Source organism: Opitutus sp. GAS368, from assembly GCF_900104925.1.
In the GTDB taxonomy this organism is placed as follows: Bacteria; Verrucomicrobiota; Verrucomicrobiia; order Opitutales; family Opitutaceae; genus Lacunisphaera.
Genome location: NZ_LT629735.1, coordinates 2,108,987 through 2,134,349, shown reverse-complemented (window position 1 = coordinate 2,134,349; position 25,363 = coordinate 2,108,987). Strand labels below are relative to the sequence as shown.

At 67.0% G+C, this 25,363-nt stretch carries 20 protein-coding genes and 1 tRNA gene; 5 read left to right on the top strand and 16 right to left on the bottom strand.

Annotated features, from left to right (window positions below):
- Window positions 1–48: 48 nt before the first annotated feature.
- Window positions 49–2,085 (top strand): glycosyltransferase family 39 protein, encoded by a 2,037-nt coding sequence (locus tag BLU29_RS09120; protein WP_091056963.1) that lies wholly within the window; start codon window positions 49–51, stop codon window positions 2,083–2,085.
- A gap of 1 nt (window position 2,086) precedes the next feature.
- On the opposite strand, the gene BLU29_RS09115 is transcribed toward BLU29_RS09120, so the two are convergent.
- The 8 genes from BLU29_RS09115 to nadD all read right to left on the bottom strand — a co-directional run bounded on the left by BLU29_RS09115 (window position 2,087) and on the right by nadD (window position 11,493).
- The gene (locus BLU29_RS09115; RefSeq protein ID WP_091056961.1) at window positions 2,087–4,336 is read right to left on the bottom strand and encodes a glycosyltransferase family 39 protein; all 2,250 of its coding nucleotides are present in this window, start codon (window positions 4,334–4,336) and stop codon (window positions 2,087–2,089) included.
- A gap of 28 nt (window positions 4,337–4,364) precedes the next feature.
- On the bottom strand, window positions 4,365–5,612 hold the full coding sequence (locus BLU29_RS09110; RefSeq protein WP_091056959.1) for a hypothetical protein: 1,248 nt from the start codon (window positions 5,610–5,612) through the stop codon (window positions 4,365–4,367).
- Window positions 5,609–7,396 carry a glycosyltransferase family 39 protein gene (locus tag BLU29_RS09105; protein WP_091056956.1) on the bottom strand — a complete coding sequence of 596 codons (1,788 nt, stop codon included), beginning with the start codon at window positions 7,394–7,396 and terminating at the stop codon, window positions 5,609–5,611. The genes BLU29_RS09110 and BLU29_RS09105 overlap by 4 nt, the downstream gene beginning before the upstream one ends.
- A gap of 23 nt (window positions 7,397–7,419) precedes the next feature.
- Window positions 7,420–9,261: a glycosyltransferase family 39 protein gene (locus BLU29_RS09100; protein WP_157693750.1), complete on the bottom strand. Its 1,842-nt coding sequence runs from the start codon at window positions 9,259–9,261 to the stop codon at window positions 7,420–7,422.
- Between the two features lie 166 nt (window positions 9,262–9,427).
- Window positions 9,428–9,775, bottom strand: a complete 348-nt coding sequence (locus tag BLU29_RS18750) for a prepilin-type N-terminal cleavage/methylation domain-containing protein (protein WP_091056952.1) — start codon at window positions 9,773–9,775, stop codon at window positions 9,428–9,430.
- 161 nt (window positions 9,776–9,936) lie between these two features.
- Window positions 9,937–10,284 (bottom strand): prepilin-type N-terminal cleavage/methylation domain-containing protein, encoded by a 348-nt coding sequence (locus BLU29_RS18745; protein ID WP_091056949.1) that lies wholly within the window; start codon window positions 10,282–10,284, stop codon window positions 9,937–9,939.
- Between the two features lie 193 nt (window positions 10,285–10,477).
- Window positions 10,478–10,909 carry a ribosome silencing factor gene (gene rsfS, locus BLU29_RS09085; RefSeq protein WP_091056948.1) on the bottom strand — a complete coding sequence of 144 codons (432 nt, stop codon included), beginning with the start codon at window positions 10,907–10,909 and terminating at the stop codon, window positions 10,478–10,480.
- A 5-nt stretch (window positions 10,910–10,914) separates the two neighbouring features.
- The gene (nadD, locus tag BLU29_RS09080) at window positions 10,915–11,493 is read right to left on the bottom strand and encodes a nicotinate-nucleotide adenylyltransferase (RefSeq protein WP_091056945.1); all 579 of its coding nucleotides are present in this window, start codon (window positions 11,491–11,493) and stop codon (window positions 10,915–10,917) included.
- Between the two features lie 111 nt (window positions 11,494–11,604).
- Here nadD and BLU29_RS09075 point away from each other — a divergent pair.
- The 4 genes from BLU29_RS09075 (at window position 11,605) to BLU29_RS09060 (ending at window position 15,785) form a co-directional block, all read left to right on the top strand.
- Window positions 11,605–11,691 (top strand) — tRNA-Leu (locus BLU29_RS09075).
- 20 nt (window positions 11,692–11,711) lie between these two features.
- Window positions 11,712–12,959 carry a hypothetical protein gene (locus BLU29_RS09070; RefSeq protein ID WP_157693749.1) on the top strand — a complete coding sequence of 416 codons (1,248 nt, stop codon included), beginning with the start codon at window positions 11,712–11,714 and terminating at the stop codon, window positions 12,957–12,959.
- Window positions 12,960–13,086: 127 nt separating this feature from the next.
- On the top strand, window positions 13,087–14,859 hold the full coding sequence (locus tag BLU29_RS09065; RefSeq protein WP_091056940.1) for a hypothetical protein: 1,773 nt from the start codon (window positions 13,087–13,089) through the stop codon (window positions 14,857–14,859).
- On the top strand, window positions 14,856–15,785 hold the full coding sequence (locus BLU29_RS09060; protein ID WP_091056937.1) for a glycosyltransferase family 2 protein: 930 nt from the start codon (window positions 14,856–14,858) through the stop codon (window positions 15,783–15,785). The genes BLU29_RS09065 and BLU29_RS09060 overlap by 4 nt, the downstream gene beginning before the upstream one ends.
- Window positions 15,786–15,800: 15 nt before the next feature.
- Here BLU29_RS09060 and BLU29_RS09055 read toward each other — a convergent pair whose 3' ends face one another.
- Genes BLU29_RS09055 through rfbF form a run of 8 tightly spaced genes read right to left on the bottom strand, consistent with a single transcriptional unit; the run spans window position 15,801 to window position 25,134 of the window.
- Window positions 15,801–17,639 carry a thiamine pyrophosphate-binding protein gene (locus BLU29_RS09055; protein ID WP_091056935.1) on the bottom strand — a complete coding sequence of 613 codons (1,839 nt, stop codon included), beginning with the start codon at window positions 17,637–17,639 and terminating at the stop codon, window positions 15,801–15,803.
- Window positions 17,620–18,714 carry an NAD(P)-dependent oxidoreductase gene (locus BLU29_RS09050; protein WP_091056932.1) on the bottom strand — a complete coding sequence of 365 codons (1,095 nt, stop codon included), beginning with the start codon at window positions 18,712–18,714 and terminating at the stop codon, window positions 17,620–17,622. Before BLU29_RS09050 ends, BLU29_RS09055 begins: the two co-directional genes overlap by 20 nt.
- Window positions 18,711–19,757, bottom strand: a complete 1,047-nt coding sequence (gene dmpG, locus BLU29_RS09045) for a 4-hydroxy-2-oxovalerate aldolase (RefSeq protein WP_091056929.1) — start codon at window positions 19,755–19,757, stop codon at window positions 18,711–18,713. The genes BLU29_RS09050 and dmpG overlap by 4 nt, the downstream gene beginning before the upstream one ends.
- Before the next feature lie 11 nt (window positions 19,758–19,768).
- Entirely contained in the window at window positions 19,769–20,644 is an 876-nt protein-coding gene (locus BLU29_RS09040) for an acetaldehyde dehydrogenase (acetylating) (protein WP_091056926.1), read from the bottom strand.
- The gene (locus BLU29_RS09035; RefSeq protein ID WP_091056925.1) at window positions 20,641–21,702 is read right to left on the bottom strand and encodes an NAD-dependent epimerase/dehydratase family protein; all 1,062 of its coding nucleotides are present in this window, start codon (window positions 21,700–21,702) and stop codon (window positions 20,641–20,643) included. The genes BLU29_RS09040 and BLU29_RS09035 overlap by 4 nt, the downstream gene beginning before the upstream one ends.
- Window positions 21,702–23,219, bottom strand: a complete 1,518-nt coding sequence (gene rfbH / locus BLU29_RS09030; protein ID WP_091056922.1) for a lipopolysaccharide biosynthesis protein RfbH — start codon at window positions 23,217–23,219, stop codon at window positions 21,702–21,704. The genes BLU29_RS09035 and rfbH overlap by 1 nt, the downstream gene beginning before the upstream one ends.
- Window positions 23,216–24,367 (bottom strand): CDP-glucose 4,6-dehydratase, encoded by a 1,152-nt coding sequence (gene rfbG / locus BLU29_RS09025; RefSeq protein WP_091056920.1) that lies wholly within the window; start codon window positions 24,365–24,367, stop codon window positions 23,216–23,218. Before rfbG ends, rfbH begins: the two co-directional genes overlap by 4 nt.
- The gene (gene rfbF, locus BLU29_RS09020) at window positions 24,352–25,134 is read right to left on the bottom strand and encodes a glucose-1-phosphate cytidylyltransferase (protein ID WP_091056917.1); all 783 of its coding nucleotides are present in this window, start codon (window positions 25,132–25,134) and stop codon (window positions 24,352–24,354) included. The genes rfbG and rfbF overlap by 16 nt, the downstream gene beginning before the upstream one ends.
- Between the last annotated feature and the right edge of the window lie 229 nt (window positions 25,135–25,363).

Sequence of the window (25,363 nt, the reverse complement as noted above, 5' to 3'; positions counted from 1 at the left end):
GCGCCGGAACGTGTCCATACTGCTTATCAATTTCTCCCCGGCTTCCGTTTGCCTTCCACCCGTTCACCACTCCTGCCCTCCGGACTGACCTGGCTCGCGCTGCTGCTGGCGCTCGGCCACGCCGTCCTCGCCACCCTCGCGATGCGGGAGAAGTCCACGACGGCCGATGAGCTTGCGCACGTGACGGGCGGCTACACCTTCGATCACTGGAACGATTACCGCATGCAGCCGGAGAACGGCAACCTGCCGCAGCGCTGGCAGGCGCTGCCGACCGCGCTGCGCGGCGCCGCGTATCCGCCGATGGACACGCTGGTCTGGCGCAAGTCGGAGGTCTGGCTCACCGGCCACGCGTTTTTCTACGAGACCGGCAACGATCCCGCGTGGATGCTGTTCGCCGCCCGCGCGATGAACTCCCTGTTCGGCGCCGCGCTGGTGCTGCTCGTTTATTTCTGGTCCCGCGGACTCTGGGGCGAGGCCGGCGCGCTGGTCTCCGCCGCGTTCGCCGCCCTCTGCCCGACCATGCTGGCGCACAGCGGCCTGGCCACCTCGGACATGTGCATGGCGTTTTTCCTGCTGGCCGCATCCGGCGCCTACTGGCGGCACCTGCATGACGGCCGGTGGCGCACCTGGTGGCTGAGCGCCCTCGTGCTGGGCCTGGCGGCTGTGGCCAAATACACCGCCGTGCTGCTGCTGCCGCTGGCGGTGATCATGGCCGCGCTGCGGGTTTTCAATCCCGCGCCGCTCGCGCTGGGGCGCTTCACGTTCCGCACGCGCCCCGGCCGGCTGGGCGCCATCGCCGCTTCCACGACCGCCCAGGGGCTGGTCGCCGTGGCCGTGATCTGGGCGTTCTTCGGCTTCCGCTACGGCGTCTGCAATCCTGCGCTGCCGCCGGGCGAGTTCAACCTGCCGTGGGATTTCATTCTCTCCTTCGGCGGCCTGAAGGCCCAGTGCATCCAGTTCGGCCGCGACCATCACCTGCTGCCCGAGGGCTGGCTCTACGGGCTGGCCTTCGTCCTGAAGCACGCCGAGGCGCGCGCCGCGTTTCTCGACGGGGAATACAGCATCTTCGGCTGGGTGGATTTCTTCCCGAAGACCTTCCTCTACAAAACCCCGCCGGCGCTGCTGGCCGCGCTGGCGGCCAGCGCGGGGTTGCTCGCCTGGCGGTTCCGCGCCCTTGCTCCCGCCCGCCTGGGCCGATATTTCTACCGCGTCACGCCGCTGCTGGCGCTGTTTGCCGTCTATTGGTTTATTTCGCTGACCAGCCACCTCAACATCGGCCATCGCCACATCCTGCCCACCTACCCGGTGCTCTATATCCTGGCCGGAGCTCTCGGGTGGGCGATGTTGCGCGCCTGGCATCATTCGCGGCAAACCGGCGCGGCGTTCGCCGTGGGCCTCGCCGCGCTCGTCGGCTGGCAGGCCGCGACCGCCGCGCAGATCTATCCGCATTACCTCGCCTATTTCAGTCCGCTCGTCGGCGGTCCCGCGCACGGTTACCAACATCTCGTGGACAGCTCCCTCGACTGGGGGCAGGACCTGCCGGCGCTGCAACATTGGCTGCACGACAATCGCCGGCCGGGCGAGCGCGTGTATCTTTCCTACTTCGGCACCGATGAGCCCGCCCGCTACGTGCCCGACGCCGTGCTCATGCCGCGCCTGCCGACCTTTGACCGGCCGCGTCCGTGGCATTCGTGCGAACCGGGGCTCTATGCCATCAGCGCCACCATGCTCTCGCACGTCTACCAGCCGCAACGCGGGCCGTGGACGCTGGAGAACGAACGCCTCTACCAGTTGCTGCGGCAGAACGACGTCAACTTCCGCCGCCTCAAGTTCGACCCGTCGGGCCGGCCTGAGGCGGCGCAGGGCTTCACCTCCGACGAATGGACCAAGGCCTGGAAGCAGTTCGAGCAGCTGCGCTTCGCCCGGCTGTGCCACTACCTGCGTGCGCGGCAGCCCGACGCGCAGCCCGGCTACTCGATCCTTGTCTACCGGCTGGACCAGGCGGAGCTCGACGCCGCGCTGAACGGCGACCTGCGCCAGCTGGCCGCGGCCATCGAACGCGCCCACGCCGCCGCCCAGCCCTGATTCACGGCACCAGCCGGACCAGCGGAATGCCTTGGTCCGCCGCCCCCGACGCGGGTTTGGGGAAATCAATCGTCACCACGGCCAGCATATCCGCCGGCACGGGCGCCACCACCACCAGACGCGACCCAGCCGACACCACGTCCGTGACCCGGCCCGTGGGCGTGCTCAGCTCAAAGGGACAGGCCGAGGCCATCGGGTTGAACAACTCCACCCGCACCGGAACATTGCTCCAGGTGCGCACCAGCAGTTCCCGGCGGATACGCTCCCCCTCCGTGATCAACCGGTGGCGGTAGAGCAGCGGCTGCGGCTGTTCGCCGGGGCGCAGCGCCCGGTAGGCGGCCAGATCCGGCAATCTCGTCCGGCCCATGACCCGGCCCTCGCGGCCCTTGAATTGCTCGAGCGGAACCACCAGCCAGCCCGCACCCGCGCCCACCGCGGCCTCGGCGGTGGCGGTTTTCATTCCGGACAACTGCTCCAGTTTCACCGGCCGCGGTGGCCCGAGGCGGTAGAATGAGGCCAGCGGCTTATCGATGGGAAAGGCCAGCCGCAGCGGCTCGCCCGGCTGGTCGAGTTGCTCCGCCCAGGCGCGCCAATGGCTGTAGACAAAATAGGAGGCGGAACGCCCGGGCTGCGTCAGCGCCTGCCAGGCCGCCTGGCTCGTGCGCCATTGCGTGAAGGCAAACACCTCCGTCGCCGACATGAGCAGCATGGCCCAGGCTCCGACGCGCCAGCCTCGCGGCAGGCCGCCGACGCCCCACGCCCCGACCACCGCCATCCACGGCGCCGCGAGCACCATGAACCGGAAAGCCCAGTGATGCCATTGCACCAGACCGTGCTGCACCAGGAGATAAATGATCACCCCGCCGCCCCACACCAGCATCTGCGCGGCCGCGGGGCGTTGGCGCATCGTCGCAGCCAGCAACAGGCCGGCGACAAACAACAACGCGCCCAGGATCCCGCACGTGACGACATCGGCGTCGGGCTCCGTCAGTCGCATCACCCGTTCCAGCTGATCGCGCCGCGATTGCCCGATGAACACATACGGATCGGCTTCCGCGGAAAACCGCGCGGTCAGCTTTTCCCCTGCGCGGCGGCTGACGCCCTGCAGCCAGAGCGGCTGCGCGGTGGGTTCAAGCAGCTGCACGGCGGACGTGCCGAGATTCCAGACCAGCTTCTCCGCCGCGTGGGCGGGCGTGGTGAATTCTCCGTGGTGCAGCCGCACCGCGTCGCGGGGACCGAAGAGCGACCCGTAGGTGACGACATTCCGCCAACAACCGGGCAGCACAAAAACCAGGGCCGCGACCAACAGGCCGAGGGCCGTCGGCCCCAGCGCCTGCCAATGAGCGCGCTGCCGCCAGGCCAGCCAGCCCACCCACAGCGCCGCGCCGGGCGCCAGGTAGAACATTGTCCCCTTCGAGCCAAAGGCCAGGGCTGCGCCCACACCCGCGACCCATGAGCCCTCGCCGCGCTCCAGCGCGCGATGCCACAGGAGATAACTCGCCGCGAACACGCCGGCGGTGAACAGGTCGCTCTGGATCGTGGTGAACTGCACCGCGACATTCGCCATGCCGAGCGCCAGCGCGACCGCCCCGAGGGCGTTGAGCCGCGACAGGCCGGCGGTCCGGCCCAGGCCGAAGGTGGCGCCCAGCAGCAACAGCCCGCCCGCCAGCTGCGCCAGCGGCGCGAGATGAAATCCTTCGTTGGTGGCGCCGAGCAGCCACGCGATCACCACGTCCGGCGCGACGGGCATGTAGTTCAACCGCGGGTCGTCGGTCGCATAATGGCGGATCGTTCCGTCCTGCAGCCAGGCGCCGATGCGCGACAGCCGGTAGGTCAGCGCATCATACACGATGGGTTCGGCCTGCGCCGCCAGCACGGTCAGGCCGAGCAGCACGACGATCAAGCCGCCCACCAGCCAGCCTTCCGGCGTGCCGCCGCGCACCAGCCGGCCCCACGCCGCAAGCCAGTCCCGTCCCTGTCCGATATCCCCGCGCCATTGCTTCCGCCGCCCCAGCAGCAAGACCGCGAGGCCGGCGGCGTGCAGCCCGAGAAATCCCGACCGACCGAGTCCGCCGCCCAGACCGAGCAGGATCCCGGAGCCCGCAATCCACGCCAGCGCCAGCAGCAGCCAGCCCTGCGACGCTTCGATCAGCCCCCGCCGGCCCAGCCCGGCGGCACAAAGGCCGAGCCACGCCGTCAACCCGACCAGGGCGGCGTCGGCGGCAAAAATCAGTCCGGGCGGGGCGATCATGATTCAACCGGCGCGGGTCGCGCGACGTTCAGGTTGCCTTCCTCGCGTCCCACCACTCCCGCACGGTGGCCAGCACGCCCTCCAGCAGCCAGCCGGCAAACAGCATCATCAGCGCCCAATGCAAGGGCTGCGTCAGCAGGCGCCAGGGCGCATCAAAGCCGGCAAACTGGCTCGGCAGCAGGGGCATGATCCGGTTGAAGAAAACACACAGCGCGCCATCCGACCACAGCGCAAACATCAACAGGACGCAGGCCACTTGCGCGGTCCGGGTCTCCCGCCGCGTGCCCATCCCCGGGGCCGCCTGGCGCCAGACCCAGAGCGCCATCCAGAAGATGAAGATCCAGCGATAGGCGTAATTCACGCCGGCCATGAAACAGGCAAGCAGCAGGATGGTGCCCAGCGTCGCCAGCATGAGTTCGCGCGGCTCGCCGCGCGAGGCCAGGCCGGTCGTGCAACGGGTCCGCACCAGCGCCAGCGCGCCGAGGGCCAGCACGACCACACTCAACCCCTGCGAGGCCTGCTCCGACCAGCCCAGGTCGCGTCCGAGCAGCGGTGCGCCCATGGTGTGGACGCCGGAATCGATCCGGAACTTCGCGCGCGCCATTTGCGGCGCGACTTCGAACAGCGTCAGGCCCGCTGCCGCCACCGCCACCGCCACCAGCACGGGCCTCCGGCGCAACGGGCGCGTCCACAGAAACGCCGGCGCCGCCAGCGCCGGATAATATTTCAGGCCGGTCGCGAGCACCAGCGCCCCCACCGCGAGCAGCTGGCGCAGCCCGCCGGCGCCGGCGGCCGCCACCCCGACCAGCGCGATGAGCACGAAGATCACCAGGTCGTTGTTCGCCCGCAGGAAGGCCAGCAGGACCGGGGGCGAGAGCAGCACCGCCGCCATCCAGCCCACTTCCCGCAGGTTCCGGGGCTTCACCGCCAGCCAGCACGACAGCGCAAACGCCGCGATCCACGAGCTGCCCACCAGGAAATTGTCCGCGCGGCCGAGGCCGAGCCAACGCAGGGCGAGCCACCAGTCCGAATAGACGTGCCACCGCCCCAGCGGATCCAGCGGGTTGACAATGTAGGGATCCCCGCCGGCGCGGACCACGTCCACCGCTGCCAGGATCGCATACGAATCGAGGTAGGTCATGCCGTAGGCGGCGAGGCCCAGGCTCGTCAGGATTTTCGGCCAGAGCACGCAGGCCATCCAGCCGGTCAGGCAAATCACCGCCAGCAACAGCGTGGGGTTGACCGAATAACCGAAGATCCGGGGCGCGGGGTTCATCGCGTCGCGGGCACCGGTTCGCCCTTGGCCGCCGGCAGCGTCACCGCCACGAGCCGGCTGATGCGCGTGATCCGCGTTCCGAGCCGGCGCTCCGCGAGCAGCTCGATCTCAAAGCCCTTGGGCAGGCGGTCCGAGAGATTCATCTGGTAATCCCCGTCGGGCGAGGTGGGATGGAAAGTTTGCATGACCAGGATCTCGGTGAAGATCCGGTCCTGCAGCTGGGCCTGCAGGCGGTCGGCCACGATGTTGGCGCGCCCGACCAGGATCGACGGGGTTTTGATCAGCAGCCAGGGCAGCGTGGATTTGTTGGTGAGGATCAACCGGGGGCCGGGCGGCCGGGCGGCCACGAACCGGCGCTCCCACTCGATTTCGTCGATGCCCGTGTGGGAATAAAGCGGCTCGGCAAAGCGACTCGTGGCCGTCACGACGGCCAGCAGGGCCGTGCCCACCAGCAGGGCCGGCAGCGCCGGCCACCGGCGCCCCAAGGTCGCCCCGGCGACCACGACGGCGAACGCGAGGACCAGATACAGCGGCAGGCTGAACCGGGAGGCCATGGGATCGCTGAAATTGGACCAGTAATAGAACATGATCAGCCCGGTGTTGCCGAGGGCCGCGAGCCCGACGAGGAAAAGCGCCAGCCGGTCGCCGTCCGCGTCGCGCAGTGACGGCCGGCGGCGGACCAGGTGCCACCCCAGCCAGCCCAGCGCCAGCGCCCCCAGGATCGTGAGCGTCAGCGAATTCGCGTAGCGTTGGGACGTGCTGAGCAGAAATTCGCGCGCGCTGTGCAGGTTGCCCGCGAGGTAATCGAGGCTGAAGCGCGTGTTCTGGTCCTCCTTCAGCTCCCACTGCCAGCGCGTGGCGTTCAGCACCTTGTTCTGCAGGGCGATCGGCAGCAGCAGCAGGGGCGCCACGACCGCCGTCCAGGACAGGATGATCTCCCCGCGCTTCCACCAACCGACCAGGATGATGACGGCGACCGGCAGCACATACAGGGCTGATTCATACCGCGACTGCGCCAGCAGCACCGCGCCCAGCACCAGCGCGGAAAGCCGGGTGGGGTCGGGCGAACGCAGGTAGGCGCCGCCCAGCGCGGCCACGACCAGGATCATGCAGAAGTTGAGCAGCTCCATGCCCGAGCCGGTGGCGTTCTGGCCGAGCAGCGGCAGCGACCCGAGCAACAGCACCACGAGCATTGCCCCCCACTGGCCCGCCAGCCGCCGGCCGAGGTAATACGCCAGACCGAGGGTGACCGGGAAAAGCGCGGCGTTCAGCGCGTAGGCGTTGGCCGGGCGGTAACCGGTCAGGTCGTGCACCAGGGAAATGAGGAACGGATAAAAGTTGGGCCGCTTGTCGAGGTAGTTGTCGAGCGACAGGAAGGTCCCGAGGATGTCGTAGCCCCGCACCATCGTCGCCGTGTCGCGGAAATAGTGCATGTTGTAGGCGGTGGACTGCAGCACGAACTCGTCGTAGAGCACCTTGCTCCGGAACGGCTCGGAGTTGACCGCCATGACCGAAAACAGCGCGATGGCCAGGCCGGCGAGCAGGAGTTCGCGCCGGCCGGGCCCGTCTCCGGGCTGGCGTTGCGCCCACAGCCGCCAGAGTTGCGCGCACCAGGCGGCAAACGTCAGCAAGACGACATAGTAGGCGCCGTGCTTCACCAGGAACTCGGCGGTTTCCACCTTGAGGCCGATGAAGCCGAGGTAGACCGCGGTGACTCCGGCCAGGCCGAACAGCGCGAGCCGGAATTCGGTCCGTTGCAGAAGGGTGGCGCCGGGAGGAGACACGGAGGAAAGCGGCCGGACCGGATTCAGGGGAGCCGCTTGATGAAGCGGTCCAGGAACTGTTCGCGGATCTTTTCCTGCTCGGCCGGGCTCAGGCCTTCCAGCGGCTTGGGTTGGGCGACCGGCAGCGCGGTCGGGCCCTCGCGGATGGAAACGACCCGGCTGATGCGGCTGACGGTCAGCGGCGTGAACCGCCGCTCCCACACCGTTTCCAGCTGGTAGTCAGGCCCGAGGTCATCGGCTGCGTCCACGACCGGGCGGCCGGTCGCGGGATCCACGTTGTAGCGCTGAAAGGCATAGATGGCGGTAAAGAGGTGGTTGCGGGCGTTGAAGATGATGTTCTCCTTGTGGTCCAGGGCCTGGCGGACTGGCGTGGCCGAGACGTGGTGGGTGAGCCACATGATGGAGTCCTGGTCGATGAACAGGTAGTCGCGCTCCGGGTGCGCCGCGATGAACTCGCGCCGCCAGTCCATCTCCCGCCCGATATAATAATCCAGCGAGTAGGAGTGTCGCGCCATCGCCGGCAGCGAGTAGCCGAAGAACCCGGCGCCGGTCAGCGCGGCCAGCACACCCCAAACCCGGCCGCGCCAGTTCATCTCGGCCGCGACCGTGATGATCGCGATGACCAGCGTGAGGTTCAGCGGCAGGCTGAGGCGGCGGATGACCGGGTCGTCAAACTTGCCCCAGAAATAACAGAGCATCAGCAGCGTGTGCGCGGCGAGGCCGAGGGCGAAGATCGCCAGCGCGCCCCGGGCCGGCGGCGCGCTGCGCAAATTGAGCAGCGTCTTGAGCGTCCACAGCCCGAAGAACGGCAGCGCGAGGAAGCCCAGCCCGGACAGGACAAGCGAGTTGGAATGCTCGCCGGTGGTGTTGAAGAAGAAGTTCAGGTCGTGCCCGATGTTATCGGGAATGAAGTCCGGGGAGAAGGGCTTGTCGTAACCCGGCCGGCTGGCCATCTCCCAGGACGCGGTCCGCACGCTGAACACCTTGTTGTGCAGCGCATACGGCAGCAGCAACAAGGGCATGGCCACGACCAGCCATGTCACCACGGGCTTCCGGTCGCTCCACCAGACCCACAGCACCGTCAGGCCGACGGGAACGAGGAAAAGGACGGACTCGTAGCGGGTGTTGGCCAGCAGGATGCCGGCCAGCCCGAACGCCTCGAGCGAGTTCGCGTCCCGCCGGGCCACGTAACGCATGCCCAGCAGCAGGGTGGCGAGGATCATCACCAGATTGAGCAACTCGAAGCCGCCGCCCACGGCGTTCTGGGCCAGCAGGGGCAGGCTGGTCAGCAGCAGCACCGCCACGGCGCCGGCGCCGCGCCCGCTGATCCGGCAGCCCGTGAGATAGGTCAGCGTCAGCAGCACGAACGTGAGCACCGTGTTGAGGGCGAAAACGTTCTCCGGCCGGTAGCCGGTGAAATCATGTAGCACCGACACCAGGAAGGGTTGGAACAGCGGACGCTTGTCGAGCTGGCCGGCCAGGAGCTGGAACGCACCCTGGATGTCGTGGCCCCGCATCGGCACGAGCGCGGTCTTGTCGAGGTGCATGCTCATCGACGTGCCCAGCAGCATGACTTCATCCATCAGAATCTTGAATCCGTAGGCCTCGTGCACGAGCAGCAGCAGGCTGCAGCCGGTGATCAGCAGGACGGGCCAGCGCGGGCTGTGCCGCCAATCCGGCCAGTCCGCCCGGGAATCCCGCGCGATCTTGACCAGTGACCAGCCGAACAGTCCGGTCAGGAGCAGCATGGCCCAGTAGCCGCCGTAAATCACCGCCTGCAAGGACTGGTCGGGAGTGAAAGTGAGAAAGCCGAGAACCACGGCCAGGGCCGCGCTCAGGCAGAGCAACACAAGACGACGATCCATAGGATGTAAGTGGCGCCGGGTGGCGCCGGATGGGCCCATTCACTAGGAAAGGCCCGCCCCATAAGCAAAGGTTTGTTTCGGCGCGCCGGGTGGCGCGGCAAAGAAAAGGCCGCCCTTTGCAGGGCGGCCTTGGAAGGAATGTTTTCCTTGCGCTGGGTAACTTGCGTTACGGAGCGTAGGTCACGGTGCGGGCACCGGCGACGCCAGAGATCGTGATCGTCACGCCCTGGGTGAAGCCGACCGGGTAGGACTCCTGAGCGACCGTATTGACGGCCTTCACGTAGTTCGTCGCGCCGATGAGGCTCGTCGAAGCAACGGTGGAGACACCGTTCTCCAGGAAGTATTGGTCAGCAGCGGCCGACAGCTGGCGGGCGTTGTTGAGGACCGCTTTGTCCTGCGAGGACTGACGGACCTTCTGGAACGCGGGAATGGCCATGGCGGCCAGGAGGCCGATGATGACCACGACGATCATGATTTCAACGAGCGTGAAACCCTTGGTGGAACGTGTATTCATTTTATGTGGATTATGAGGTTATTTCTTTTCGCCCACAAAATGTGAGCGACGCTGCAGCAAATCGCTTTGGGGCCGTAGGCTCAAGAGCCAATTTGTTAAAGAAAAAGTAAAACCCTCCCCGGGAGGGGAGGGCTTACGTTAGAGCATTATAAGGTATGGCTTTACGGGGCGTAGGTCACGGTGCGGGCACCGGCGACGCCGGCGATCGTAATCGTGACGCCCTGGGTGAAGCCGACCGGGTAGGTCTCCTGCGCGACCGTGTTGACGGCCTTCACGTAGTTCGTTGCACCCACGAGGTCAGTCGAGGCACAGGTGGAGACACCGTTCTCCAGGTAGAATTGGTCAGCGGCCGCCGACAGCTGGCGGGCGTTGTTCAACACCGCTTTGTCCTGCGAGGACTGGCGGACCTTCTGGAACGCGGGAATGGCCATCGCGGCCAGGAGGCCGATGATGACCACGACGATCATGATTTCAACGAGCGTGAAGCCCTTGGTGGGACGAGTATTCATTTTATGTATTATTTTGGCTGAGCTATTTTATGTATTATTTTTGGCTGAACTGCCTTAACGACGCGCTTCATAATAAGAATGTTTCCGTGGGAGAACCAAGGTAGGATTTCGCCTTACAAGGTAAAAACCATCTGAAAGTTGCTCATCTGGCCCCAAAGAGGGGCCATTGGTCCCTATTTTCAGGGAGATTGAATCACTTCAGGATTTTCGCCAGAGGCAGCGCGACCGCATCGCGCCAAAGCAGCTCCATCCGGTACTTGTCCCGATTCTCGGGCGTGAAGAGGTGCACCATCACCTCAAAGGCATCCACCACGGTCCAGCCGCTACCCTTGGTGGTGTCCACGGCCAGGATCCTGGCCTGCTGGTCGTCCAGCACCCGCTCGAGCTCGATCCGCAGGGCGCGGAGGTGCGGCTCCGAGGTGCCAGTCGCAAGCACGAGATAGTCAGTGATGCTGGAAAGTTTGCTCACATCCAGCACCCGCAGGTCTTCGGCCTTCTTGCTGTCCAGCGCCTGCACGATGAGCTTGATCAATTTTTCCGTGGGCTTGTCCGCCGGGGCGGCGACCCGGGCCGGGGCCTTGGCCTTGCGGACGGCGCTCGTTTTCTTGGGGGCTTTGGCTTTCATCGGTATCAGCGATACAGTTTCCTGCTTTCAATATAGGCGATAACTTTCTGCGGACAGAAATAATGCAGCGACCGGCCGGCCTGCACCCGCGACCGGAGCTCGCTCGAGCTGATCTCGATCAGGTGGCCGTCGCACCGGTGCAGGCGCAGCCCGTCGATCTCCACGTGCGGCTTGGTGGGGTGCTTCGGCCGTTCGAGAAAGATGAAATCTATCAGCCGCACCAGGGCGCCGATCTCCTTCCACTTGTGCAGCAGGGGCAGCTGGTCGCCGCCGATGATCCAGAACAATTCGTCGCCGGGAAACTGGGTCCGGAAATGCCGCACGGAATCCACCGTGTAGCTGATACCGCCCTTGCGCAGCTCATAGTCGGAAATCTCCAGCCGGCGGTCCCATTCGGTGGCCGATCGGAGCATGGCCAGCCGGTCCTCGACCGTGGACTGGATGTCATTGGGTTTCAGCGGGGCCTGGGCCGCCGGCACCAACAGCAGCCGGTCGAGGTGAAACTGCTCCAGCACGTCCTGCGCCGCGATCAGGTGCCCGAAATGCACCGGGTCGAAACTGCCGCCCAGAAAGCCGATCTTCATGCGCACACGCCGGTCCAGCCGTGACGGCCGGACCGGGAAACAGGCGATGGGAACTCTCTTGCCACGCGGCCCACTTCATTCCGCAATCCTGTTTCGGCAATCCCAAACCTCGCCCGGGTGGCGGAATTGGTATACGCATCGGACTTAAAATCCGTGACCTGAAAAGGAGTGTGGGTTCGAGTCCCACCCCGGGCACCATTTCACCAACCAGGTCCTTCTTGACCCCTTCCGCCCAACCAAGCCCCGGCCTCGTCTCGCGCGGTCGCTGGACGATGCCGCTCCTGAGCGTGCTGCTGGTGGCCGCGATCTGGGCCGCGTGCTTCCGTTTTCCGGTGGTGTGGGCGGCAACGGGCATCGGCGAGGCCGACAAACCCTTCCTGGATTTGCAAAGCCTGCTGGCCGCCGGCGAATACGCCCGGGCCGGACACGATCCCTACCTCCACAACCCCGGCGATCCCTACAACCGTCCGCTCGTCTACACCGAGTGGTGGCTGGTAAGCGGCCGCCTCGGACTCACCCTGGCGGACACCCGGTGGCTCGGCACGCTGCTCATCGGGATGACCCTGCTCAGCGCGGTGCTGCTCACCCGGCCGGCCAGCGTGCGGGAAGCCGGCAGCCTGGTGCTCTGCCTGGCGTCACCGGCGTTGCTGATGGCAGCCGCGCGGGCCAACAACGACCTGGTCGTCTTTGTGATCATGTGTGGGGCCCTGGGTTGCCTGCGCGCCGGACGTCCGCCGTGGCGGGCCCTGGGCATCGTGTTGCTGGCGATCGCCGCCGTCCTGAAATATTTCCCGCTGGCGGCGGTGCTCCTGTTGCTCGAGGCCCGCACGCGGCGCGAATTGCTCGGCTGGATCGTGCTCTACGGGCTCGTGTTGTTGCTTGCCTGGCCGGCGCTGGAACCGGGCTTGCGCGCCGCGGCCCGGAGCCAGCCGGCGCCGGACTGGCTGTATGCCTTCGGCGCCCCGGTGCTCTTCCGGGATTTCCACCTCACCGTGCCGGCCGCCCTGATCGCTGGCGCTTTTCTGCTCGCGGTGGGCGCCAGCCGCCTGGCGGTCAAGCCTGCGCCCGCGTCCCGGCCCCTCGCTTCCAGCGATGAGGAGCGTGAGTTTGTCTGCGGCGCCGTGATGGTGGTGGGCTGCTTCGTGCACGGCTCGTCCTACGTCTACAAACTGGTCTTCGCCCTTTGGCTGTTGCCCTGGCTTTGGCGCGCGCCGCCGGCCGATCGCCTGCGCCGGATCATCTCCCTCCTGCTGCTGGCCGTGCTCTGGCTGGAGGGAACCATGGCGGTCGTGATCAACCTGAGCGTTACTTTCTCCGCCTGGACGTCCGTCACGGGCCAGCGCGTGCTGGAGGCCACGCTGGTGGTCAGCCAACTGCTCGGCTGGATCCTGGCGGTGATCCTCGGCCGCAGCCTGTTGCTCTACCTGCAAAGGCAGTTGCAACGGCTCGGGTTTCTTCCGTCCTGATCGCCGCGCGAATGGCGGGGCCGCGTCGCGCGCTTTCCTTTTCCCTCTTCCCCTTTGCTTTTCCTCCCCCCATAAAGCGACCCGATGCACCGTCCCGGACTGCCCTCTTCCCGTCCCGCCCCCAGCCATGCCTAGGCGCGACGCCCTCGTCGCCGGGCTGCTCGCCGTGCTCGTGGTGGTCCTGCTGTGGCCTCTGGCCCGCCAGGGGGTGGACCAGCACCATGACGGCATCATGCTCAAGCCCGCACTCGACGTGCTGTCAGGTCAGGTGCTGTTCCGGGACACCTTCACGCAATACGGCGCGCTGACCACCTACCTACAGGCGGCGATGCTCTGGTTTCAACCCACCCTGCTGGCGCTCCGGCTCATGACGGTGGCGGCCTATGCGCTGGCGCTGTTTTTCCTCTATGCCACCTGGCGCCTGATCCTGCCGCGGCCGCTCACGGTGCTGGCCTGCGGCCTGTTCGCCCTGTTCATCCCGGGTTACGAGAAAAACTGGCTCGACCAATATTGGATGCTGCTGCCCTGGTCGTCGGTTTATGCGCTGATGTTCCAGGGCCTCGGGCTCTTTGCCCTCACCCAGATCATCCGGGACGCGCACGCGGTTCGCTGGGGGGCAATCCTGGGGGCGGCCTGCGCCTGCGCGTTTTGGTGCCGCCAGCCGGTCGGGGTCATCATGACCGGCTGCGCGGGGGCGAGCTGGCTGGCGCTGCAATGGGCGGGCTGGACGCCCGTCAACGCCACGCGCCGCGCCATTGTCGTCGCGACCCTCGCCGGCTTCGTAGCGGTGAACGTTCTCCTTTTGGGCAGCGTGGCCCTCACGGGCGCCCTGCCCGAGTGGTGGTATCAGAATTTTATCTGGCCCAGCAAATGGGCGCAGGGCAGCGAGAATGTCAGCTGGGGCCTGTTCGTCTCCTTCTTCGTGCATCCCGGCGCCGGCGCCGGCCTGCTGGTCCTCCTGCTCGCCCTTTTCGCACCCGGCCTGCTGCCACGCGCCGGGCTGGTCCTCACGCCGCGCCGCCAGGGGCTCTATTACCTGGTCCTCGCCGGCGTGCTGGCCTGGCAGCATGAGCGGGTGCTCGGCCTGCTGGCCCTGCGGGACGGCGGCTGGACCGCGCTGCTGCCCGTGGTGGTGCTGGGTCAGGCGCTCCTTTGCCTGGGGTTGGTATTCCGGCAGACGGAAACGCCCAAAACCACCGAGTATTACCTGGTCGCCGCGCTGGCGGCGCAGGCGGCCGGCTCCCTGCTGCAATATTACCCGGTGCCGGATTCGTGGCATATCTTGTGGGCCCTGGCCCCGGCCTTCGGTCTGGCCGTGTATATTTTCTGGCGGAGCGCGCGTTGGTCGGTCCCCGTGACCACGCTGGTCCTGACGGCCGCCTTCGTCCCTTCCCTCTGGGCCAAGATCCAGTCCGCCCGGCAGTCCCTGGCCCGGCCCCTCGTGACGCTCGAGCACCCGGCCGTGCTGCGCGGCATCCAGGTCACCGCTGTGCAGGCGCAAAGCTTCCACCGGATCACGGCCGTGTTGGAACAGATCGAGCGCCACCAGCCGGGCATCCCCAGCGCCCTGATCGGCAATGACGCCCTGTTCCTGTGCTTCACGAAGAACCGCACCAATCCCACGCCCTATTACGTCACGTGGATCGGCCTGGCCGACCAGCCGATGAACCAGAAACGCTGGAATTACATCCAGAGCGTCCGTCCGCTGATGTTCCTGCACAAGGCCCGCTGGGAGGCGGTCAATGATTTCTATCGACGCGCCCGCTACCTCCCGGTGCTATACGTGGAGGACGAAGCATTGGAAATCGCCGTCCCGCAGGAGCTGGCCGACGCCATGGGCCTCAAGGTCTACGGCGGCGAGGCCGGCGGCGGACCGGCCAAGGAAAAACCCAAGCCATGAAAAAAATCACGGTCGTCAGCGGCTGCTACAACGAGGAGGGCAACCTCGAGGAACTCCTGCGCCGGGTCTGGGCCGTGGCCGCCAAGTTTCCGCAGTATGACTGGAACTGCCTCATCATCGACAACTGCTCGACCGATCGCTCGCCGGAAATCCTGCGCCGCCTCGCGGCCGCGGACCCCCGCCTGAAGGTCATCCTCAACGCCCGCAACTTCGGCCACATCCGCTCGCCCTACCACGGCATCCTGCAGGCGCCGGGCGACGCCGTGATCTTCCTCGCCTCCGACCTGCAGGACCCGCCGGAGCTGATCGAGCAGTTCATCCCCCTCTGGGAACAGGGCTGGAAGGCCGTGGCGGCCGTGAAAAACGAGAGCAAGGAATCGCCCGTGTTCTTCCTCGTCCGCAAGGTCTACTACAAGCTGGTGGCGCGGCTGGCGGACGTCGACCTGCTCCTCAACTTCACCGGCTTCGGCCTCTACGATCGCGCGCTGGTCGAGTATCTCCGCGCCAGCGAGGACCCCTACCCCTACCTGCGCGGGCAGATCTCCGAGATCGGCTACCCCGTCGCCCGCGTGCCGTTCGTGCAGCCCCGCCGCGCCCGCGGGTTCACCAAGAACAACCTCTACACGCTCTTCGACATCGCGATGCTCGGCTTCACCAACCACACCAAGGTGCCGCTGCGCCTCGCCACGATGGTCGGCTTCCTGATGGCAACGTTCTGCTTCGGGGTGAGCGCGGGTTATTTCGTCTACAAGCTGCTGAACTGGGACAGCTTCACCCTCGGCACCGCGCCCGTGGTGGTGGGCCTGTTCTTCATCGGCTCGGTGCAGCTTTTCTTCATCGGTGTGCTGGGCGAATACATCGGCGCCATCCACACCAAGGTGACCAAGCGCCCGCTCGTCGTGGAGCGGGAACGCCTCAACTTCTGAACCGCGGCGCGCGACTCAACCCGGCTGGATCTTCTCCGACTTCGGGTGCAGCGGCCCCTGCAGGTTGGCCCTTAGCGTCTCGCGCGGCAGGAAGGGCGACAGGTCCTCGAGCGGCGGCGAGATGAGCGTGCCGTCGGGCTGCACCGAGATGCCCAGCTTGGGGTGGAAGAACTGCTCGGGCGCCATGAACACCTCGCAGATCACCGGGCCGGCCGCGGCCAGCACCTTCGGCATCTCGCGGTCGAAATCCTCCCACGTGCGGATCCGGAAGGCCGGCATGCCGAACGCTGTCGCCAGCTTGCTGAAATCCGGACACGATACGCCGGACTTGGCGTCCGTGCCGGCGTAGCGGCCCTTGAGCACCGCTTTCTGCGTGTGTTTGATCATCAGGTAGCCGTCGTTGTTGAAGATGATGAGTTTGATCGGGAGCTGGTGGTGCGCGACGGTCTGCAGCTCCTGCAGGTTCATCATCATGCCGCCGTCGCAGTTCAGGCAGAGCACCTCGCCGCGGTTGCGCGCGAAGGAGGCGCCGATGGCGCCGGGCAGGCCGAAGCCCATCTCGCCGAGGCCCTGCGACGTGATCAGCCGCTGCGGCGGCGTGATTCGCAGCGCCTGGTGGCCGCTGAGCAGCGCCGTGCCCATGTCCGTCACGACCACCTGGTCGGGCTTGAGCTGGCCGACCAGCCGGTCCATGAACTTGTAGGAATTGATAAACCCGTCCTTGTCGGCGTGCTCGGGCCCGATCCACGGGAAGCGCGCGCGCACCTCGCCGCACCAAGCGAGCCACTCTTTCGGCGCCGGGAGCGGGGCGGTCGCCGCCTGTCGCTGCAGCTCGCGGATGAAGCCGCCTGCATCGGCGCGCACCGGATGGTTGAACCGCTCCGGGTATTTCTTCAGCTCGGTCGGGTCGATGTCGACGACCGTGATGTCCTTGGCCGCCCGCGCCAGTTCGCTGATGTCATACCCGACCTGCGGGATCGCGAGCCGGGTCCCGATGGTCACCAGGCAGTCGCAACTCTGGAGAATGAAGTTCGCCGCGCGCTGGCCGTAGACGCCCGCGCTGCCCATCACCAGCGGATGTCCGCCGGGCAGCAGGTCGATCGCCGACCAGGTCACCAGCACGGGCACGCCGAGCGCCTCGACAAATGCCTTCAATTCTTTCTGCGCGCCGGCCATGCGAATGCCCACGCCGAGCCAGAGCAGCGGTCGCTTCGCGCCGCGCAGGCGTGTCAGCGTCGCCACCACCTCGCGTTGCAAAGCCTCGCCCACCAGCGGGGCGACGGCCGTTGGCGGCGCTTCGGGTGTATAGTGCGCCAGCGTGCTCTCCTTCACCATCGCCGACTGCACGCTCTGCGGAAAATCGATCCAGCACGGGCCCGGCCGGCCGGTCGTGGCGATGTGCCACGCCTTCTCCAGTTCATACAACGTTTGCTCCGGCGTCATCACCCGCGCGCCGTATTTCGTCATCTTGCTGACGGCAAACGGGCTGTCGTAACCCTGGATGCCATACATCCGGCGATCGAAGCCGGGCGTGACGTAGCGCGCGTTTTCCTGGCCGGAGATGATCAGGCAGGGGATGGAATCGGCCCACGCCGAGAGCACACCGGTGATCGCGTTGCTCGAGCCGGCGCCGGCGGTGACCAAGGCGAACGTCGGCTGGCCGCTGACCTTCCAGTAGCTCTGGATCGCCATGGTGCAGGCCTGCTCGTGGTGCGGGCAGATCAGCTCGATCTTCGACTGGTAGAAGATCGAATCGAAGATGTGGGCGTTGGCCGAGCCAATGATGCCGAAGGCGTGCTTCACGCCCTTCCGCTCAAAAAACTCCGCGATCAGGTCACTGACTTTTCGTTGCATTGGAAAACGGCGGGACACTCTGCCAGCCCCCGGTGAGCCGGTGCCACTCGATGGTTTTCTGGAGGGCGGCATCCAGCGGCACAGTGACATTGAAGCCGAGATCCGCCGCCATCCGTGACGTGTCCGGCACCAGCCGGTTGCGGTCGTGGCCGGCCTGACCAAGGCGCAGCTTGATCTCGGGCACCGGCGAGAAATACCGGGTGATCTTCTGCGCCAGCGTGAGCAGGTCGACCGGCTCGTCGCTGCCGAGATTATAGGTCGTGCGCGGCCGGCCGGCCGCGAGCGCCAGCAGCACCCCGCAGGCAAAATCGCTGTAATACATGATGCTGCGCACCGTCGCCCCGTCGCCCATGAGCCGGATCGGTCCGCCGCGGAAGCTGTCGCGGATGAAGTCCGTCACCGCCCACGGCAGCTGCAGCGACTGATAGGGCCCGACAAAGGCGAACGGCCGCAGCGTCACCACCGGCAGCTTGCTCTCGCTGATCGCGCACTGCGCGATCACCTCGGCGAGGCGCTTGGACTCGGGGTAGACCGCGTTCACGTCGTTGCACTTCAACACGCCGCCGAAATCCTCGTTGATGCGCGGCAGGTCCCACGGCTGGCCGCCGTAGACGAGGCCCGAGCTCAGGAGCACGACCTTCTGCAGGTCCTCGAGCAGCGTGGCGGCGCGGAGGATCCGCAGCGTGCCCACCGTGTTGGTTTCCGCCACCGCGCTCGGGTGTGAGGCGAACACGCGGCGGTCGGTGAGCGCGGCGGCGTGGATGACGTAGCGCACGTCGCGCGGCAGCTCCGTGAAATAGCGGATGTCGCCGTCCTGCAGGGTCACCCACTTCTCCTTCCCGAGATGCGGCCAGCGCGCGGCGAAGGCCTGGGTGTTGCGGCTGAAGACGGTGACCTGCAGCCCGAACTGGTGCCGCTCGTTCAGGACCTTCGCGAGTTCGAGCAGCCACGTGCCGAGGAAACCGGTGCCACCGGTGATGAAGAGGTGCTGCCCACGCAACGGGGCCAGGCGCTCGAGGCGGCCCGACAGCACGGCCTCGGCGTCGGCGCGGACGAGGGCGATGGCCTGGTTCATGGCACTGGCGGGGTTTGGCCCGCGTCCTTGCTGTGCTTCGCCAGTTGGTCGGCCACCTCGAGGATCAGGTCCTCCTGGCCGCCGACGACCTTGCGCTTGCCGAGCTCGAAGAAGATGTCGCGCCCGTCGACGCCGAACTGCTTCGCGGCGCGCTGCACGGGCTTGGAGAAACCGGAGAATACACCCGTCATGCCGCTGACGATGGTCACGCCGTTGGACTCGGGCAGCGAGCCGGCGAAGAGCTTCGCCGCGAGGTCGCCGGCATCGAGCGCCCTGTAGAGGTCGAGGCTGGTGGTGTAGCCCTGCTTGATCAGCACCGCCGCGATCAGCTCGATCGGCGCGTTGCCGGCCCCGGCGCCGAAGCCGCGACCCGTGCCGTCGACAATGCGGGCGCCCGCCTCGAGCGCGGCGATCGAGTTGGCGACGGCGAGCCCGAGATTGTTGTGCGCATGGAAACCCACCGGCACTTCGAGCTTCGCGGCCAGCAGGCCGACCTTGGCGGTCACGTCGGCCGGGAAATAAGCGCCGGCCGAGTCCATGAGCACGATGCCCTGGGCGCCGTAGGACTGCATCTTCTTGGTCTCCTCCAGCAGGACATCGGCGGAAACCATGTGGCTCATCATGAGCACGCCCCAGGCCTCGCGGCCCGCGGAGCGCACGTGGCCGATGTGCCGCTGCGTGATGTCGGCCTCGGTGCAGTGGCAGCCGACGCGAAACAGCTCCACGCCCGCCTCCATCGCCTGCGCGATCTCACGGTTGATGGTGGCAAAGCCGGGAATGACATGGACGCTCAGCTTGGTGCGCTGCAGGCAGGCCTTGGCGGCGCGCAGCATCTCGCCCTCCGGCACGAGGCTTTCCCCGACCTGCAGCGAGGAGGCGCCGAGCCCGTTGCCGTGGCCGACCTCGAGGAAATTGAAACCGGCCGCTTCCGCGGCCGTCGCGTAGGCCTTCACCTGCTCGAGCGTGATCTGGTGGCTGTAGGCGTGCGAACCGTCGCGCAGCGTCGCGTCGCAGACCGTGATGGTGGGTTTGCCGTCAGACATGGGGATCAGGTTTAAGCGGTCCGTTGCCGGGCGTAGGCTTCGGCAAAAGCAATCGCGGCGCAGTTGATGATGTCAAGGTTGCCGGCGTAGCGCGGCAGGTAGTCGCCGAGCCCGTCCACGCGCACCATGGCCACGAGCCGGCCGTTCTCGAGCATCGGTTCGAGGACCAGCTGGTAGCCGGGGATGTAGGCCTTGATCCGGGCGACCATCTCCGCGACCGCGGCGCGCGTGCGCTCAAGATCCGGTTTCGCGATCCTGGCCATCACGGTGGTCTGCATGTGCACGCAGGGCTGGGCGGGGTTCAGGTTCAGGATCGCCTTGGTTCGGGCGCAGCCGCCGAACAGCTGGAGTCCCTGCTCCGTGGTCTGGAGGTATTCGTCGAGGTTGATGCGCGTGGCCGGCCCGGCGCTGCGCGAGGCGATGCTCGAGACGGCCTCGAGGTATTCCACACCGGGATTCGCCGACTTGATCGCGTAGGCCAGCGGGATCGAGGCCTGGCCGCCGCAGGTGATCATGTTGACGTTGGGTTCGTGCAGACACTCGGCGAGGTTCACCGCCGGCACGCACATCCGCCCGACCTTGGCCGGAGTGAGGTCAACCGCGACCAGGCCGAGCTCCTTCAGCACGGGCGCGTGCTTCTGGTGGTCCATGGCGCTCGTGGCATCAAACACCAGGGCGAGCTCGTCCTTCAGGTCGACGATGCTTTGGAAGCCCTTCGCCGAGACTGGCACATTGAGCAGGCTGGCCTTCGTCATGCCCGGCGAGGACAGGTTGCGGCCGGCAAACAGGCGGCACTCGAGCACCGGCGAGCGCAGCACCTTCATCATCAGGTCGGTGCCGATGTTGCCGGTGCCCAGGATGGCGACGCCGAGTTTTTTTGCGCTCATGAGGAAAGGACTGCCTTGGCGCTGCGCTGCCAGGCGAGGGTTTTGCGGACCGCCTCATTCAGCGGGATCCAGGCCCGCAAACCGAGTTCGATTTCAGCCCGCTCAACCGACGGGACATAGCGGGAAAGCGGGCGGCCCGGTGCGGGCGTCTCGGCGATTTTCACCGGCAGCGATTCGCCGGCGGCGGCGGCCACGGTCCGCGCCGTTTCCGCGATGCTCAGATCGTCCGGCGAGCCGACATTGTAAGCCCGGCCGGGCGCCCCGGCAAAGAGCAGCGTCCACAGCCAGATCGCGAGATCGGACGCATAAAGGTAGGAGCGGTGCGGCGTGCCGTCGCCCTTCACCTGGATGGGCCGGCCATGCAGCGCATCGCCGATAAAATTGCCCATGGCGTAATTCTCGTCGAGATGCGGGCCGACAAAGGCAAAACAGCGGGCAATCTTAAGCGCATAGCCGTGCTGGGCCGCGTGCGCGAGGCACAGCTGCTCGGCCACCCGCTTGCCCTCGGCCCAAGCCGCGCCGGCCGGGAGCGGATCGGTGATGCCCGGATAATCCTCGGGCACGTGGGTCAGTGCGGCCGGCTGCGGACCGTAGACCGCGCCCGAGCTGACGTGCAGGAAATTTTTGATCCCCGCGCCGGCGGCAAAGTCGAGCAGGTGGCGCATGCCGGTGGCGATGCGTTCGATCAACCCGGCCGGAGACTCGTTCTTCGTCCACACGCCGGTGTCGGCGGCGGCGTGGATCAGGTGGGTGAAGCGCCCGGCGGGAAACGCAAAGGTGCGCAGCTCGCCCTGATGAAACGCCAGGTCGCTGCGCCCCGCCAGGTGCGGGGCCTTCCGGGCAAAGGCCGCGGGATCGCGCGTCAGCACGGTCGCCCGCATGCCCAGTCCCAGCGTGTCGTTGGCGCGGACGAAGCTCTCCAACAGCCAGGTGCCGAAAAAACCCGTGCCGCCCGTGACGAAGATCGTCGCCCCACGCGCGCCGACCCAGAGCTGGCCGGTGTGGGCCAGCACATGGTCGAGATCCTCGGCGGGCAGCGGTGGCAGCGGAGCGGGCATCAGCGGGAGCGCACGAACTCGTGGATGACCTCCAGCTCGTAGGCCAGCATCGCGGGCGTGAGGCCGGGATAGGTGCCGAGGAACAGCGCCCGGTGCATCAGCTCGTCGGCGCCGGGCAGGTCGCCGATGACCCGGAGCGCCGCCGGCCGGTCCTTCTTGAGCTGCACGAACGCCGGTTGCCGGAGCAGGTTGCCGCCAAAGAGCATGCGGTTGCCGATCTTCTTCGCGTCGAGGTGCCGCCCGAGGTCCGTGTGAGAAAACGGCGCGCCGGCCTTCACGCGGAGCATGAAACCGAACCACGAACAGTCGGTGCGGCAGCCCGTGGCGTCCCAGGAAAAAACAGAGGACGGAGAACGGACGACGGAGGACGGCGAATTCCACGCGGTGGCGTGGGTGGGCAGGGAGAAGTCGAAAAACTCGCCGAGGTCGGCCAGCCCCGCGCGCAGTGTCTCCCAGTTTTTTTTCCGCGCCTCGATGAACGCCGGCAGCTTCTTCAGCTGCTGGCGGCCGATGGCGGCCTGCGGGTCGAGCGGCTTCAGGTTGTAGCCGAGGTGGCTGTAGATGTATTTGTGATCATACCCCTTCGGCAGCTCGCCGAGTTGCCACTGGAAGCGCTTGCCGCAGGTATCGTCCTTGCCGCTCGCGCACCAGCAGTCGCGGCCCCAGTCGCGGAAACTCTCGGCGTAGGTCTTGAGCGGCGGCCGGTGGACGATGCTCACCGCCCCGCCCTCGCCCATCGTCAGGTGGTGCGGTGGATAGAACGACTGCGTCGAGATATCGCCCCACGCCCCGGTAAAACGCGTGATGTGCGTGCCGTTACCCGGAATCCCCGGTGAGTTTTCCTTGAAGCCGAGCGCGTTCGCGCGGGCCACCGGCAGCGAATAGGTGCAGCCGAGCGCGTCGCAGTTGTCCTCGATCAGCCACAGGTCGTGCTTCCGGCAGAATTCGAGCACGGCGCCCAGGTCGAAGGGATTGCCGAGCGTGTGCGCCATCATCACGGCCTTGGTCTTGCCGGGCGCGAAAGCCGCCTCGAGCTGCTCCACGCGGGCGTTGCCCGTGGCGGGATCGTTGTCGATGAAGACCGGCACCGCGCCGCCCTGGATGATGGGCGCCACCGTCGTGGGGAAACCGGCCGCCACGGTGATGACCTCGTCGCCGGGCGCGATGCGCTTCGCCGCCGGCAGCTTGTGCGTCGTCAGCGTGGAGAAGGCCACCAGGTTGGCGGACGAGCCGGAGTTGACGAGGAGCGAGTGCTTCACGCCCAGCAGCGCCGCGAGTTCCGTCTCGAAGGCCGCGCCCTCGGGCCCGAGCGTGAGCCAGAAGTCGAGCGTCGCGCCGACGGCCGCCTCGACCTCGTCGGCGTTGAAGACGCGCGCCGCGTAGGGCACCGTCGTCTGGCCGGCGACAAAGGGCGCCGTGTTGTCCGCGCCGGCCCGGTTGGCGCCGTGGGTGAGCGCCGAGAATTCGCGGGTCAGGCGCAGGATCTCCGCCTTCAGTTCTGCCGGGGTCTTGTTCATTGGGTCCAAGTCAGGTTGAGCGCGCGGGCCGCCGTCTCGTAGGCCGCGATCTGCCGGCGGGTGTGCGTGGCCGCGACGGCCGCGTCCGCGGAAACCAGCCTATACCACCCGACCGTTTGCGCAATGGTCGCAGTAAAATCCCATACCGGCTTCCAGCCGAGCACGCGGGCGGCCTTGTCGATGGCGAGGCTGAGCAGCGTGGCCTCGTGCACGGCCTTGGGGTCGGTCCGGTCCTCCCATTGGCCCGGCCAGTGCTTCAGCACTTCCTCGACGAGGGCGACGACCGGCCGGGTCGCGTCGGGCGACGGGCCGAAGTTGAAGGCGGAGGCGTAATCAGAAACCTGAAACCTGAGACCTGAAACCTGAGGATTGGCCAATGCTGCCCCGAGCCAGAGGTAGCCGCTGAGCGGTTCCAGCACATGCTGCCACGGCCGCGTGGCGTGGCGGTTGCGCACCGGGATCGCCTCGCCGCGCTGCAGGCTGCGGATGCAGTCCGGCACGATGCGGTCCAGCGCCCAGTCGCCGCCGCCGATGACGTTGCCGGCGCGCGCCGAGGCGAGTCGCACCGGAGAGTCCGCCGCGGAAAAATACGAACGCCGGTAGGCCGACACCACGAGCTCGGTCGCGCCCTTGGAGGAACTGTAGGGATCGTGGCCGCCCATCGGCTCCTCCTCGCGGTAGGCGTGCGCGCGCTCCGTGTTCTCGTAGCACTTGTCCGTGGTCACCACGACGACCGCACAGCGGATGCCGGCGAGGCGGACCGCCTCGAGCAGGTGCACCGTGCCCATGATGTTGGTGGCATAGGTCTCGACCGGCTGCGCGTAGGACAGCCGCACGAGCGGCTGCGCCGCGAGATGGAAGACGTAGTCGGGCCGCGCCGCGTCCACGGCGGCCCGCACGGCGGCGAGATCGCGAACGTCGCCGCGCCGGTCCTTGATCCGGCCGGCGAGCCCGAGCTCGTCGAACAGCGCCGGCGTCGTGACCGGCGGCAGGGCGAACCCGGTGACATGCGCGCCGAGCGCGAGCAGCCACTCGCACAGCCACGCGCCCTTGAAGCCGGTGTGGCCGGTGACGAGCACGCGCTTGCCGGCGAAGGCCCCGCCAAAGGACCGCGAATTGCCGGCGCCGCCTTTCACCAGACTTTCCATGGCGCGTTGCCCGCGGCCCACAGGGAGTTGAGGTGCTGCGTCTCCTGGTAAGTGTCCATCGGCTGCCAGAAGCCCTCGTGCGGGTAGGCGTTGAGCTGGCCGTCGCGCACCAGTTTTTCCATCGGCTGCCGCTCGAGCATGACGGTGGGGTCGTCGGGCAGGTAGTCGAACATGCGGTGTTCGCAGACCATGTAGCCGCCGTTGACGTGGGCGTCCTCGAACTGGGGCTTCTCGCTGAAGGTCTGGATGCGGCCGTCAGCCTCGATGCGGAGCGCCCCAAAGCGGCCCGCCGGGTGCACCGCCGAGAGCGTGCAGACCTTGCGGGACTTTTTGTGCGCTGCGACCAGCGCCTTGATGTCGATGGTCGCCAGGCCGTCGCCGTAGGTGAGCATGAACGGCTTGCCCTCGGGAATGTAGCGCTGGATCTGCTTCACGCGGTGGGCGGTCATGGTGTTTTCGCCGGTGTCCGCCAAGGTCACGCTCCAGTCCTCCTCGCCGTGGCCATGGTGGAACCGGGCGGCGGGCTTCTGGCCCAGGGAGAGCGTGACATCGCAGGTGTTCCAGAGGTAATTGCGGAAGTAGTCCTTGATCATGTCCCCCTTGTAGCCGAGGCAGAGGACGAAGTCTTTGTGCCCGTAGTGCGCGTAGGTCTTCATGATGTGCCACAGGATCGGCCGGTTGCCGATCGGCACCATGGGCTTCGGCCGGTATTCCGTCTCCTCGCGCAGACGGGTGCCCTTGCCACCGCAAAGTATGACTACTTTCATAGCCGCAAATCTCACCCATTGTCGCCGGGTTGGGCAAGAGCCAACACGGCGCACCCCGGCCTATACGCTATTATAACAACCGGCTCCGGCGCGCCCCAGCCTGGTCGCACCGGAGCGGGACGACGGCGGACGCCGCCTCGACATCGCGGCTGCCGTGACCTAACTTGCCGGACGCTTTTTCCCCTTCCCGATGCTCACGACCCCAGGCCAGAAATTCCGCTCGTCGCGC